This is a genomic window from Bradyrhizobium sp. CCBAU 25360 (assembly GCF_028128695.1).
Classification (GTDB): Bacteria; Pseudomonadota; Alphaproteobacteria; order Rhizobiales; family Xanthobacteraceae; genus Bradyrhizobium; species Bradyrhizobium ottawaense.
The window spans coordinates 756,155-768,751 of the sequence record NZ_LBJA01000044.1 but is presented as its reverse complement, the minus strand read 5'-3'; the positions used below and the strand labels follow the sequence as shown (position 1 = coordinate 768,751).

Below are 12,597 nucleotides of genomic sequence, written 5' to 3'. Positions count from 1 at the left end.
AAAACAAAAGGGCGGCCCGATCGGCCGCCCTTTTTCTTTCAGTGCCGATCTCACTTCACCATCGCACCATAGACGATGTCCTGAACCTGCTCGCGATAATACTTCCTGAGCTCGCCGGGCGCAGCCGTTCCCACCACGACCACGAGACGCTCCTTCGGGTCGCAGAAGAACTGCGTTCCGTAGGCACCGTTCCAGGTGAACTCGCCGGGATTGCCGGGGACAGACGACAGCCCTTCGCTGGTGCGAACCGCGACCGAAAGGCCGAAGCCGAAGCCGCCGCGATGCGGCTCGACATTGGCCACGTTGTTCTTGATCTCGGGGCCAAGGTGGTTGGTCGTCATGTGATGCACGGTCTTCGGACCCAGGATGCGCTGGCCGTCGAGCTCGCCGCCGTTGAGCAGCATCTGCCCGAAGCGGGCGTAGTCGCCGACCGTCGCAAACGAGCAGGCGCCGCCGCAGTCGAACTTGGTCGGGGTGTCGAGCAGCTTGATCGCCTGCGGCTTGCCCGTCAGCGGATCGTTGGCAAACGGGCGGGCGAGGCGAGGGCGTTGCGCGTCGGTCGGGTGGAAGGTCGCGTCCTTCATGCCGAGCGGCTGCCAGACATTGGCGGCGAGATACTCGCCGAGCTTCTGCTCGCTCACCTTCTCGACGACGGCGCCGAGCACGTCGATCGAGAAGCCGTATTCGAACTCGGTCGAGGGCTGATGCGCCAGCGGCAGTTTGGTGATGCGGTCGATGAACGCCTGGGTGTCACCTTCGATCGCGGGCGCGACGCCGTCAGGATATTGCCGGGCCACCGGGCTCGAACTGTCGGGCCGGCCGCCATACATCAATCCGGAGGTGTGCCGGTAGAGATCGTGGATGAAGATCGGCGAGGCCTGCGGCTCCAGCTTGAGCGAACCGTTGGCCTCGGTCACGCCGATTTTCATGTCGGAAAAGCCGGGATAGTAATCGGACAGCTTGGCCTGGAGCGGCAGCCGTCCCTGCTCCATCAGCGTCAGGCCCGCGACCGCTGCCATCGGCTTGGTCATCGAGGCCAGCGCGAAGATCGCATCGATCGGCATCGGCGTGCCCTTGTCCGGATCCAGCATGCCGTAAGCCTTGTAGTGCACGAGCTTGCCGTCGCGCGCGATGGCGACGACCGCGCCGGGGACGCGCTTGGCGGCGATCTCCCGAGCGAAGAAATTGTCGAGGCGCGCAAGGCCCTGACTGGAGAAGCCGACATCGTCGGGTTTGGCTTCGGGCAGTGGCCCGGCGATGGCCGTGCCGAATGTGATGACGGCAGTCGCCGCCGCGATCATGGCGATCGTCTTGTTCATTATGTTCCTCCCGCACGAGCTCGTTGTGTGAGTGGCTCGTTGCACGCCCAGATCACGACTGCACCGACGCGAAGTCAAGCGCGGGCAGGGCATGTCTGGGACGTGCCGGACGCGGCGGTGCCTTATCGTGCTTCGCCTGCATGCCACAGCGCATCGAGGCCGCGCCGATAGGTCGGGTGGACAAGCGTGACGCCGAGCTCGCGCTTCAGTTTTGCATTGGAGACGCGGGCGCTGCTGGCATAGAAGCTGCGGGCCATCGCCGACATCTCGGCCGTCGCGAACGCCTCTTCCGGCGGCGGCACAACGCCCATCAGTTTCGCCGCATAGGCGATCACGTCCTGCGGCGGCGCCGGCTCGTCGTCGCAGACGTTCCAGATGCCGCCGGTTCGGTGGGGAATGGCGGCCATGATCGCGTTCGCGATGTCGTCGACATGGATGCGGTTGAAGACCTGGCCCGGCTTGATGACGCGGCGGGCTGTCCCACCCCGCAGTGTCGCCAGCGCGTTGCGGCCGGGGCCGTAGATGCCCGCAAGCCGCAGGATGGCGGCATCGCCGCGCGCCATGTCCATCCAGGCCTGCTCGGCGGCAACCCGCATGCGGGCGCGGTCGAGCGTTGCCTGCGGCGGAGTACTCTCGTCGACCCAGCCGCCGCCGTGATCGCCGTAGACGCCGATGGTGGAGAGATAGACGATCTCGCGGCGGCCCGTCGCCAGCACGTCGCCGAACGCGGCGATGGCGGGATCGCCGCTGCTACCGGGCGGGATCGATATGAGAAGGACATCGGCCTCGCGAACCTGCTCGACCGTCTCGCGTGCAGGAGGCTCGCCGGAAAAGGCATGCACCTCGATGCCGGCGAGGTCATCCCGCTTTCCGGGATCGCGCACGGTGCCGGCGATATGCGAGAAGCTGCCGCCATGTTTGCGGACGAAATGCCGGGCACTATAGCCGAGGCCAAGGATGAAGAGCCGCATGCGTCTCCTGTGCAGGTCGAAAGTTCCCGTCCGCGCCGTCGCGCGTCGTTTGCTCATAAGAGATTTTTGGGTCCGGCAAAAGATATTGCGATTTGTCTCGCCTCCTGCCTCGGGCGATGTTCGCCTGTCACCGGGAGGCATCGATCATGCAGGCAGAAGCGCTCGCCTTGGTGCCGCCGGATGCCAATGAGCTGGTCCGGCGCGCGGCCGCGCTGATCTTCGACGTCGACGGCACCCTGGCCGAGACCGAGGAGCTGCATCGGCAGGCCTTCAACCACGCCTTCGCGCACCACGGTCTCGGCTGGCAGTGGGACCGCGCGGTCTACAAGGACCTGCTGCGGGTGACCGGCGGCAAGGAGCGCATGCGCGCCTACCACGGAAGGCTGCGGAACGTCCCGCCGCTGCCGGACGAGGACATTGCCGCGCTTCACCGCATCAAGACCGCGCATTACGCCGAGCGGGTCGAAACCGGCTGCTGTTCCTTAAGGCCGGGCGTGATCGAACTGCTCGCTGCGGCGAAGGCGCGCGGCCAGCGGCTTGCGATCGCGACCACGACCTCGCACGGCAATATCGATGCGCTGCTGTCGCAGGCGCTGGGGGCGGGTTGGGCTGCGCAGTTCGACGCCATTGTCGCCGGTGACGATGTCAGGCACAAGAAGCCGGCACCGGACGTCTATCTGGAAACGCTGGCGCGGCTGCAACTCGGCGCGGCCGACTGCGTGGCCATCGAGGATTCCGCCAACGGGCTGATTGCGGCCTCACGCGCCGGCATTCCGGTTCTGATCACCCGGAGCATGTTCTTCGCGGATGATGATTTTTCCGCGGCGCGGGCCGTGCTGGATGACCTGTCGGAACTCGAAAAACAACCCCATGCACAGTAGCTCACGCCCGCGGGTCCGCCGCAGTCAGTGCACGCGGTGGCTCGCTCTATCGTCTTCAGCCTGCTCGACAATCTGCGCGATCGGGCTCGATTGGTGATGCACTAGCAGCCACTCGTCGCCGACGCGGCGAAAATGGTTCGCCGCGGCCAAGGCGGTGCCGTCGACGATCTCGATGCAGAGCACGCGGGCGCTGTCGCCGTCGACGATGACCTGCGGCTCGGCGCAGACGATCTGCGGCCGCTCCGGGCTTTGCAGGATGTCGCGCCAGCTTCCGATCACCGTGGCGCGCCCGATGATGGCCGGCCAACCGGGATGGATGCAGGAAATGGCGTCGTCGTCCGCCCACAACCGTTCCATGCCGTCGAAGTCGCCGGTCGAGAACGCGGCGTAAAAGGCCGCGTTGGCGGCGATGATCTTGTTGTCCTTTGCCATCGCTCTCGGGTGGGGCAAGGACAGGCAAAAATCAAGCGCGACTTCCGTTCGACCTTGTGTCCGATTTGGACCGCAGTGCAGCATTGCCCGCTCAGTGGTCAGGCCGCGACGAGCGTCTCCACGGCCCGCCGCGCACCATCCTTGTAGAGACGGCCGAGCGCCGTGGTCACGGCCTCGCGCAGGCGCGGCTCGGACCCCAGCGGCCCGAACACCTTCTGAACCCCGAGCAGCGCAGGCGCGAGCCGCTCGGCAACGGGCCCCGCCTCGCGCGCCAGCGCGGCGAATTCGGCGGCGAGGGGATCGCGCACGTCGATGGCGCGGCCCTGCTCGTCGAGGCCGCTGACGTAGCGCATCCAGCCGGCCACCGCGAGCGCATGGGTCGAGATCGGCAGGTTCCTGGCGAGGCGGTCCTGCATCGCGCCGAGCAGCCGCTGCGGCAGCTTTTGCGAGCCGTCCATCGCGATCTGCCAGGTGCGGTGATGCAGCGCCGGATTGGCGAAGCGCTTGAGCAGTGAAGCGCGATAGGCGGCGAGATCAGTGCCGGCAGGCATCGTCAGCGTCACCGCGGCTTCCTCCATCACCTGCGCGGCCAGCCGCGCGAAGTGCGGATCCTGCATGGTGTCGGCGATGGTCTCGTAGCCCGCGAGATAGCCGAGATAAGCCAGCGCGGAATGGCTGGCGTTGAGCAGCCGCAGCTTCATCAGCTCGAACGGCTTGACGTCGGCAACGAGCTCGACGCCCGCGGCGGCAAGATCGGGCCGGCCCGCCGTGAAGCGATCCTCGACCACCCATTGCGTGAACGGCTCGGTCATCACGGGCCAGGCGTCGCGCATGCCGAGTGCGTTCGCGACCGCATCGCGGTCGCTATCCGTCGTCTCCGGCACGATGCGGTCGACCATGGTCGAGGGAAAAGCGGCATTGTCCGCGATCCACTTGCCGAGTTCCCTGGAGCGGAGCGCGGCGAACTGCGTCACGATGCGCTGCACGGTGTGGCCGTTGGCGGCGAGATTGTCGCAGCACAGCACTGTGAAGGGCGGTGCGCCTAGCGCGCGCCGGCGTGCCAGCGCCGCGACGATGAAGCCGGGCGCCGAGCGCGGCGCGTCGAAATTGTTGAGATCGTGCACGCTGTCAGGATGCCGTTCGTCGAGATCGCCGGTCTGCGGCGTGTGGCAATAGCCTTTCTCGGTGACCGTCAGCGAGACGATGCGAATGGCGGGATCGGCCATCCGCTCGACCAGCGCCGCCGGCTTCTCGCGCGAGACGACGCTGTCGAGCAGCGCGCCGATCACGCGGTGCTCGGTGCCCTCGGCGGCACGCACGGCAACGGTGTAGAGATGATCCTGCGGGGCGAGGGCGTCGCGCGTATCCGGGCTGCGCAGGCTGGCGCCGACGATGCCCCAGGACGAGCTGCCGCTGGCAAGGCAATCGTCGATGACGACGGCCTGATGCGCGCGATGAAAGGCGCCGAGGCCGAGATGCACGATGCCGGGCGTGATGCGCGAACGGTCGTAGGCCGGGCGGCGGACGGCCGGCGGCAACCGGTCGAGATTGGCGCTGCCAAGACGCACGGAACCTGGGCGCATGGACGTCTCCCCTTGCTTTGCCGCTGCTTGACATGGCGCCCGTATCAGGTCAATGCTCCGGTCAATTGGTAAGACCAATTTTCCAAAATTGGCGGGCCGCGGGTCGAAATGCCTCGCGCGACCCTTTCGGGAGGACCAGCGTGCCGCTGGAAGCTGTGGAGGCGAGACGGCTCTATCGCCAGGTCGCCGATCAATTGCGAAGCCTGATCGACAGCGGCGAGTACGCGGTCGGCAGCCGCTTGCCGACCGAGCGCGAGCTCGCCGAGCAGCTCAAGGTGTCCAGGCCGACCGTGCGCGAAGCCTTGATTGCGCTCGAGGTCGAGGGACGCCTGCGCATCCGCGTCGGCTCCGGCATCTATGTGATCGAGCCCGCTGCCATCGCCGCGCCCGCAGCCGCCTCCGTCATCGAGGGCCCGTTCGAGCTGCTGCGCGCCCGCGAATTCCTCGAAAGCGCCATCGCCGAACAGGCCGCGCGCGTCGCGACCAAAGACGACATCGCCCGCATCGACGCCTCGCTCCTCGCAATGGAGAATGTCGAGCATCCCGGCGAAGCCTCGATGGTGCATGACCGCGCGTTCCACGTCGCGATCGCCGGCAGCCTCGGCAATGCCGTTCTGGTGCGCGTCGTCGGCGAGCTGTTCGACCAGCGCCTCAATCCCTATTTCGCGCAGCTCGCGCATTATTTCGAGAGCCCGGGCACCTGGCGCACCGCGCTCGACGAGCATCGCGCCGTGCGCGAGGCGATCGCGGCGCATGATCCGCAAGCCGCGCGCGAAGCGATGCGCGCGCATCTGGCGCGCTCGCAGGAGCGCTTCGCGCAGAATTTCGGCGCCGAGAACGCGGCAGGATCATCTTCGGGGCGGGGCCGGACGGCGCGAGCACCGGCAAAGCCATCGAAACCGAAACCGGCGCCGAAGAAGAAGCAGGCCGGAGGCGGCAGCGCGCGGCGGCGATGAGATTGTACGGCCCGCTTCCAGCCGGGGCGGGTGAACAAGAAGCAGACTTGAACGATGGAGGAAAAGCCGATGTTGAAGAAAATGACGATTGCAGCAGTGATGTCCGCCGCCACGCTGTTGGCGGCCATCCAGGCCAGCGTGGCGCAGACCAAGCTCAAATGGGCCCATGTCTACGAGACCTCGGAGCCGTTCCACACCGCTTCGGTCTGGGCCGCGCAGGAGATCGGCAAGCGAACCAACGGGCGCTATGCGATCGACGTCTATCCGGCCTCGCAGCTCGGCAAGGAAGCCGACATCAACCAGGGCCTCTCGCTCGGCTCGGTCGACATCATCATCTCCGGCTCGAGCTTCGCGGCCAAGAGCTTCCCGCCGATCGGCGTGACCTATTATCCCTACACCTTCCGCGATGCCGATCATCTGCTCGCCTACACCAAGAGCGACATCTTCAGGGAGCTCGCCAAGGGCTATGAGGACAAGAGCGGCCACCACATCGTCGCTGTGACCTATTACGGCGTGCGCCAGACCTCGTCGAACAAGCCGATCAAGACTTGCGCGGACCTCAAGGGCCTGAAGATGCGCGTGCCTGACGTGCCGGCCTATCTCGCGATGCCGCGCGCCTGCGGCGCCAACACCGCGCCGATCGCCTTCGCCGAAGTCTACCTCGCGCTCCAGAACGGCACCGTCGAGGCGCAGGAGAACCCGCTGACCACGATCGAAGCCAAGAAGTTCTACGAGGTGCAGAAGCACATCGTGCTGACCGGCCACATCGTCGATCACCTCAACACGGTGGTCGCTGGCGCGCTGTGGAAGAAGCTCTCCGACGAGGACAAGAAGATCTTCACCGACGTCGCCCAGGAGGCTGCCGCCAAGGCGACCGCGGAGATCAAGCAGAACGAGGCCAAGCTGGTCGCCTTCTTCAAGGAGAAGGGCTTGAGCGTGACCGAGGTGGACAAGAACGAGTTCCGCGACACCGTGCTGAAGAACGTCGCCTTCGAGACCTTCGGCTATCGCAAGGCCGACTGGGAAAAGATCCAGGCGGTGAAGTGACGACGTAGTCGTCATCCCGGGGCGGCTCGAAGAGCCGAGCCCGGGATCTCGAGGTTCCGGGTCTGGTGCTAACGCACCATCCCGGAACGACGGAGCCAGTTTGAGGAGTCCCCCATGTCCACCGCCGAAATACACCGGCAGATCACCGCGGACGAGATCGCCCACACCTTCGAGGAGGAGGCGACGCCGAAGGTCGACCTCGGCATCTACGCGTTCGAGGACTGGGTGGCGCTCGCGATCTTCTGGGTGATGGCGCTCGCCGTCTTCCTCCAGTTCTTCACGCGCTACGTGCTCAACGACAGCTATGCCTGGACCGAGGAGATCGCGACCTATTGCCTGATCGGCGTCGTCTTCATCGGCGCCTCGATGTGCGTGCGGCTGTCGCGGCACATCCAGGTCGACCTCCTCTACCGCTATTTGCCCCACATCGTGGCGCGCGCGCTGTCGACGGTGATCGACCTGATCCGGATCGCCTTTTTCGGCTACGCCATCAAGCTGGTCTGGGTCTACATCCAGATCATCGGCGACGAGCAGATGACCACGATCAATCTTCCCAAGGACTACGTCTACTACGCCGTCCTGGCCGGCTTCGTGCTGATGTTCGTGCGCTCGGTGCAGGTGGCCATACAACATTTGCGACAGGGTTATTCGATCCTCGAACGTCCCGGCGCCTACGACGGTTTTGAAGGGTAATCCCATGTTGCTGCTGCTTGGAGGCTTCCTCATCCTGATGCTGCTCGGCGTTCCCGTGGCGATTGCCATGGCCGCGTCGTCGCTGCTCTACATCCTGGTCAGCGGCGTGACGCCCGACGTCACGCTGGCGCAGCGCATGATCGCCGGCGTCGAGAGCTTTCCGCTGCTCGCGGTGCCGTTCTTCATCCTGGCCGGCAACCTCATGAACATCGCCGGCGTCACCGGGCGCATCTACAAATTCGCCGTCGCGCTGGTCGGCTGGATGCGCGGCGGCCTCGGCCACGTCAACATCATCGGCTCGGTGATCTTCTCCGGCATGTCCGGCACCGCGATCGCGGATGCCGCCGGTCTCGGCACCATCGAGATCAAGGCGATGAAGGACCACGGCTACTCCACCGAGTTCTCGGTCGGCGTCACCGCGGCCTCCGCGACGCTCGGCCCGATCATCCCGCCGTCGCTGCCCTTCGTGATCTACGGGATGATGGCGAACGTCTCGATCGGCGCGCTGTTCCTCGGCGGCGTCATTCCCGGCATCGTCATGACGCTGCTGATGATGGCGACCGTCACTTATTTCGCGCACAAGAACAAATGGGGCAGCGACACGCCGTTCTCCTGGCCGCAGCTCGGCTCGGCCGGCCTCGAGATCGCCATCGTGCTGGCGTTCCCGATGGCGATCTGGCTGATGGTGCTCGCGGGCATGTCGGTCAACATGGCCGTCGTCATCGGCCTCGGCACGCTGCTCATCATCGACTGGTATTTCGACTTCTCGGCGGTGATGGCGCTGATGGCGCCGGTGATCCTGATCGGCGGCATGACGCTCGGCTGGTTCACGCCGACGGAAGCCGCGGTTGCCGCCGTGATCTGGTCGCTGTTCCTCGGCCTCGTCCGCTACCGCACCATGACGCTGAAGACCGTGGCGAAGGCGACGTTCGACACCATCGAGACCACGGCCTCGGTGCTGTTCATCGTCACGGCGGCCTCGATCTTCGCCTGGCTGCTGACGGTGTCGCAGGCCGCCCAGATGCTGTCGGACTGGATGCTCAGCATCACTCACAACAAATGGGTGTTCCTGGCGCTCGCCAACGTGCTGATCCTGTTCGTCGGCTGCTTCATCGACACCACGGCGGCGATCACCATCCTGGTGCCGATCCTGCTGCCGATCGTGCTCAAGCTCGGTATCGACCCGATCCATTTCGGCCTGATCATGACGCTGAACCTGATGATCGGCCTGTTGCATCCGCCGCTCGGCATGGTGCTGTTCGTGCTCGCCCGCGTGGCCAAACTCTCGGTCGAGCGCACCACGGTCGCGATCCTGCCCTGGCTGGTGCCGCTGATGCTGGCGTTGATCGCGATCACCTACATCCCCGAACTGACCCTCTGGCTGCCAAAATACATGGGACTCTCCAAATGACCTCCACCGCTCTCGCCGCAACCCTGTTCGGTCCCGAAGATCTGCGCATGGTCGAGCATCCGCTCGACAAGCTCGCAGACGGCATGGTGCGCATCCGCTTCGGCGCCGGCGGCATCTGCGGTTCGGACATGCACTATTTCCGCCATGCCCGGACTGGCGATTTCGTGGTGAAGTCGCCACTGGTGCTCGGCCACGAGATCTCGGGCGAAGTCGTGGAGATCTCCGGCTCCGCTGCCAATCTGAAGGTCGGCGACCGCGTCGCGGTCAACCCGTCGCGCTGGTGCGGCCATTGCGTCGCCTGCCGCGAGGGCCGGCCGAATCTGTGCGAGAACATCTACTTCATGGGCTCGGCCTCGAAGACGCCGCACATGCAGGGCGGCTTCGCCAACTATTTCGACGCGGTCCCCGCGCAGTGCGTGAAGATTCCCGATCACGTGTCCTATCAGGCCGCAGCGCTCGCCGAGCCGCTCGCGGTCTGCCTGCACGCGGTCGCGCGCGCCGGCAATATCGAGGGCAAGCGCGGCATCATCTTCGGCGCCGGCCCGATCGGGCTGTTGACCATGCTCGCCGCGCATCGCGCCGGGATGGCCGACATCACGGTCGCCGACATCGCGCCGGCACCGCTCGCCTTCGCGACCAAGCTCGGCGCTTCGCATGTGGAGAATGTCTCGGGCGTTGAGGAAGGACTGAAGGCGCAGGCTGCGTCGCGTCCCTATGACGTTGCGTTCGAGGTCTCGGGCACGGCCGCGGGCCTTGCGAGCGCCATCGGCATCGTCAGGCGCGGGGGCATCGTGGTGCAGATCGGCAATCTGCCCGGCGGCCAGATCCCGACGCCGTCGAATGCGGTGATGGCCAAGGAGATCGACCTGCGCGGTTCGTTCCGTTTCGGCTTCGAGTTCATGACGGCGGTGGAACTGATTTCCTCCGGCGGCGTCGACGTGCTGTCGCTGGTCACCGCCGAGCGGCCGCTCTCGACCGCGCCCGATGCGCTGCGGCTGGCGCTCGATCGCTCGCAGAGCGTCAAGGTCGTGCTGACCGCGAACTGACCTTGTTTTGACGCGTTTTCTTCACGCGAACCGGTATCCACTTCGCTCGAAAACGCTTTAGGAGATATCCATGATGCTGCAGGGTTGGCGCTGGTACGGGCCCGATGATCCCGTGTCCTTGGATGACGTCAGGCAGGCCGGGGCGACGGATATCGTCTCGGCGCTGCATCAGGTGCCGATCGGCGAGGCCTGGACCCGAAAGGCGGTCGAGGAGCGCAAGAACTTCATCGAGAACGGCCAGCCCGGCCGCTCGCAGCTGACCTGGTCGGTGGTGGAATCGATTCCGATCCCCGACGACGTCAAACGGCTCGGCGGCAAGGCGACGAAGTCGATCGAGGCGTGGATCGCAAGCCTCGAGGCGGTGGCCGCTTCCGGCATCAAGATCATCTGCTACAATTTCATGCCCGTGGTCGATTGGTGTCGCACCGACCTCGAATGGGAGATGCCGAACGGCGCCCGCGCCATGCGCTTCGACCAGGACCGCTTTGCTGCGTTCGAGCTGCATATCCTCGAGCGCCCGGCTGCCGCACAGGACTATTCGCTCGAGCAGCAGGCGCGCGCGAAAAAGCTGTTCGACCAGATGAGCCAGGCCGACATCGATTATCTCGTCATGGTGATCGCCAGCGCGCTGCCCGGCTCGACCACCGAGCCGATGACCATTCCGCAATTCCGCGACCGGCTCGAGACCTATCGCGACATCACGCCAAATATCCTGCGGCAGCATCTCGCCGAATTCCTCGCGCGCGTGACGCCGGTGGCTGAGCAGCTCGGGGTGTCCTTGACCCTGCATCCGGACGATCCGCCGCGCCCGTTGTTCGGCCTGCCGCGCATTGCGTCGAGTGCCGACGACTATCAGGCGCTGTTCGACGCCGTGCCGTCCAAGGCCAACGGCATCTGCCTGTGCACCGGCTCGCTCGGCGTGCGCGCGGAAAACAATCTGCCTGAAATGGCCGAGCGCTTCGGCCCCCGCATCGCCTTTGCCCATCTGCGCGCAACCAAGCGCGAGGCCGACGGCCTGTCGTTCTACGAATCCGATCATCTCGACGGCGACGTCGACATGGTCGCGGTGCTCAAGGCGCTGCTCAAGGAGAACGCCACGCGTTCGCCGGACAAGAGAATCGTGTTCCGCCCCGATCACGGCCACCGCATGCTCGACGACCTCGCGGCGACCAAGCGCACCAATCCCGGCTACACCGCGATCGGCCGCCTGCGCGGCCTCGCCGAGCTCCGCGGCGCGATCCGCGCGATCGAGCATCGGTGATAGAGGCGGGGCTCGGCGACGGCCGACATCGCATCAACCCATGGCGAAATCGGCCGCCGTCTCGGCGTGAATGGCCGTGGTGTCGAACGTCTCCACCGTTGTGTCATCAGGGCCGACCATCATCGTGATCTCGGTGCAGCCGAGGATGATGCACTCGGCGCCGGCGGCGACCAGCGCTGCCATCACGTCCTGGTAGCGGCGGCGCGAGGGATCGGCGACGATGCCGAGGCACAGCTCCTCGTAAATGATGCGGTTCACGTCGGCGCGCGCCTCAGTGGGAGGAACCAGCACGTCGAGATCATGCGCGCGCAGCCGGTCGATATAAAAGTCCTCCTCCATTGTGAACTTGGTGCCGAGCAGCCCGACCCGCCGATAACCTTTCGCCCGGATCCGCTGCGCCGTCGCGTCGCCAAGGTGGATGAACGGAACGGTCACGCTGGAGATGATGTCGGGCGCCAGCTTGTGCATCGTGTTCGTGCACAGCACGATCGCCCGCGCGCCAGCGCCTTCGAGACGCCGCGCGACCTCCGCCAGGCTGGCCGCCGCCTCGCTCCAGCGGCCCGCATACTGCATCTGCTTGATCACCTCGAAATCGTAGGAGTAGATCAGCAGCGGAGCCGAATGCAGCTTGCCCATGCGGTCGCGGACCCGCTCATTGATGAGCTTGTAGTAGAGCGCCGTGCTCTCCCAGCTCATGCCCCCGATCAGACCGATGGTTTGCATTCCGGTATCCTCGACGATGTGGTTCGGCCGGATCGTAAACGAAGACGTCGAAGCGCGGTAGCTGATTGCGGGTTAATGCACCGTCGGTCTAACCATCTCAGCGCTCGTAGCCCGCAGGGAGCGTTAGCGTAATCCGGGCCGCTCGCCCGGCATCTGGCACCGCCCCGGATTAAGCTGGCGCTCCATCCGGGCTACGCCATCGTGCCTGTGTCGCCCGCTGTCAATTGCCACGCACAAAAATATTCCACTTTACCGAAATTCGGTTTCGGCGTAT

The 12,597-nt window shown here is 65.6% G+C and carries 12 protein-coding genes; 7 read left to right on the top strand and 5 right to left on the bottom strand.

Annotation, left to right across the window (positions count from 1 at the left end):
* Positions 1 to 50 precede the first annotated feature (50 nt).
* Positions 51 to 1,319 carry a serine hydrolase domain-containing protein gene (locus XH81_RS33805; RefSeq protein ID WP_028145717.1) on the bottom strand — a complete coding sequence of 423 codons (1,269 nt, stop codon included), beginning with the start codon at positions 1,317 to 1,319 and terminating at the stop codon, positions 51 to 53.
* Between the two features lie 122 nt (positions 1,320 to 1,441).
* A complete protein-coding gene (locus tag XH81_RS33800) occupies positions 1,442 to 2,290 on the bottom strand; it encodes an SDR family oxidoreductase (RefSeq protein WP_028145716.1) in 849 nt (282 codons plus the stop codon).
* Between the two features lie 146 nt (positions 2,291 to 2,436).
* Here XH81_RS33800 and XH81_RS33795 point away from each other — a divergent pair, with 146 nt between their 5' ends.
* The gene (locus XH81_RS33795; protein ID WP_028145715.1) at positions 2,437 to 3,171 is read left to right on the top strand and encodes an HAD family hydrolase; all 735 of its coding nucleotides are present in this window, start codon (positions 2,437 to 2,439) and stop codon (positions 3,169 to 3,171) included.
* Between the two features lie 24 nt (positions 3,172 to 3,195).
* Here XH81_RS33795 and XH81_RS33790 read toward each other — a convergent pair whose 3' ends face one another.
* Both XH81_RS33790 and XH81_RS33785 read right to left on the bottom strand, forming a co-directional pair.
* Entirely contained in the window at positions 3,196 to 3,603 is a 408-nt protein-coding gene (locus XH81_RS33790) for a nuclear transport factor 2 family protein (RefSeq protein WP_028145714.1), read from the bottom strand.
* Positions 3,604 to 3,701: 98 nt separating this feature from the next.
* Positions 3,702 to 5,186, bottom strand: a complete 1,485-nt coding sequence (locus XH81_RS33785; RefSeq protein ID WP_028145713.1) for a mannitol dehydrogenase family protein — start codon at positions 5,184 to 5,186, stop codon at positions 3,702 to 3,704.
* Between the two features lie 140 nt (positions 5,187 to 5,326).
* On the opposite strand from XH81_RS33785, the gene XH81_RS33780 reads away from it, so the two are divergent.
* From XH81_RS33780 to uxuA, 6 genes are all read left to right on the top strand, one after another.
* Complete coding sequence (locus XH81_RS33780) at positions 5,327 to 6,142, top strand: FadR/GntR family transcriptional regulator (RefSeq protein WP_028145712.1); 816 nt, start codon at positions 5,327 to 5,329, stop codon at positions 6,140 to 6,142.
* A gap of 81 nt (positions 6,143 to 6,223) precedes the next feature.
* Positions 6,224 to 7,189, top strand: a complete 966-nt coding sequence (locus XH81_RS33775) for a sialic acid TRAP transporter substrate-binding protein SiaP (RefSeq protein ID WP_370093434.1) — start codon at positions 6,224 to 6,226, stop codon at positions 7,187 to 7,189.
* Positions 7,190 to 7,303: 114 nt separating this feature from the next.
* A complete protein-coding gene (locus XH81_RS33770; protein WP_028145710.1) occupies positions 7,304 to 7,882 on the top strand; it encodes a TRAP transporter small permease in 579 nt (192 codons plus the stop codon).
* A 4-nt stretch (positions 7,883 to 7,886) separates the two neighbouring features.
* A complete protein-coding gene (locus XH81_RS33765; protein ID WP_028145709.1) occupies positions 7,887 to 9,293 on the top strand; it encodes a TRAP transporter large permease in 1,407 nt (468 codons plus the stop codon).
* Positions 9,290 to 10,339: an L-idonate 5-dehydrogenase gene (locus tag XH81_RS33760; protein ID WP_028145708.1), complete on the top strand. Its 1,050-nt coding sequence runs from the start codon at positions 9,290 to 9,292 to the stop codon at positions 10,337 to 10,339. The genes XH81_RS33765 and XH81_RS33760 overlap by 4 nt, the downstream gene beginning before the upstream one ends.
* Before the next feature lie 73 nt (positions 10,340 to 10,412).
* Complete coding sequence (gene uxuA / locus XH81_RS33755) at positions 10,413 to 11,600, top strand: mannonate dehydratase (RefSeq protein ID WP_028145707.1); 1,188 nt, start codon at positions 10,413 to 10,415, stop codon at positions 11,598 to 11,600.
* Between the two features lie 33 nt (positions 11,601 to 11,633).
* Here the strand turns inward: uxuA and XH81_RS33750 are convergent, their stop codons facing one another.
* Positions 11,634 to 12,323 (bottom strand): aspartate/glutamate racemase family protein, encoded by a 690-nt coding sequence (locus XH81_RS33750; protein ID WP_028145706.1) that lies wholly within the window; start codon positions 12,321 to 12,323, stop codon positions 11,634 to 11,636.
* Between the last annotated feature and the right edge of the window lie 274 nt (positions 12,324 to 12,597).

Bases quoted from the DNA above. Each gene is read 5' to 3' on its own strand.
- XH81_RS33770 (WP_028145710.1), top strand. From the start codon at position 7,304: ATGTCCACCGCCGAAATACACCGGCAGATCACCGCGGACGAGATCGCC.
- XH81_RS33795 (WP_028145715.1), top strand. From the start codon at position 2,437: ATGCAGGCAGAAGCGCTCGCCTTGGTGCCGCCGGATGCCAATGAGCTG.
- XH81_RS33760 (WP_028145708.1), top strand. From the start codon at position 9,290: ATGACCTCCACCGCTCTCGCCGCAACCCTGTTCGGTCCCGAAGATCTG.
- XH81_RS33765 (WP_028145709.1), top strand. From the start codon at position 7,887: ATGTTGCTGCTGCTTGGAGGCTTCCTCATCCTGATGCTGCTCGGCGTT.
- XH81_RS33800 (WP_028145716.1), bottom strand. From the start codon at position 2,290: ATGCGGCTCTTCATCCTTGGCCTCGGCTATAGTGCCCGGCATTTCGTC.
- XH81_RS33790 (WP_028145714.1), bottom strand. From the start codon at position 3,603: ATGGCAAAGGACAACAAGATCATCGCCGCCAACGCGGCCTTTTACGCC.
- XH81_RS33785 (WP_028145713.1), bottom strand. From the start codon at position 5,186: ATGCGCCCAGGTTCCGTGCGTCTTGGCAGCGCCAATCTCGACCGGTTG.
- XH81_RS33775 (WP_370093434.1), top strand. From the start codon at position 6,224: ATGACGATTGCAGCAGTGATGTCCGCCGCCACGCTGTTGGCGGCCATC.
- XH81_RS33750 (WP_028145706.1), bottom strand. From the start codon at position 12,323: ATGCAAACCATCGGTCTGATCGGGGGCATGAGCTGGGAGAGCACGGCG.
- uxuA (WP_028145707.1), top strand. From the start codon at position 10,413: ATGCTGCAGGGTTGGCGCTGGTACGGGCCCGATGATCCCGTGTCCTTG.
- XH81_RS33805 (WP_028145717.1), bottom strand. From the start codon at position 1,319: ATGAACAAGACGATCGCCATGATCGCGGCGGCGACTGCCGTCATCACA.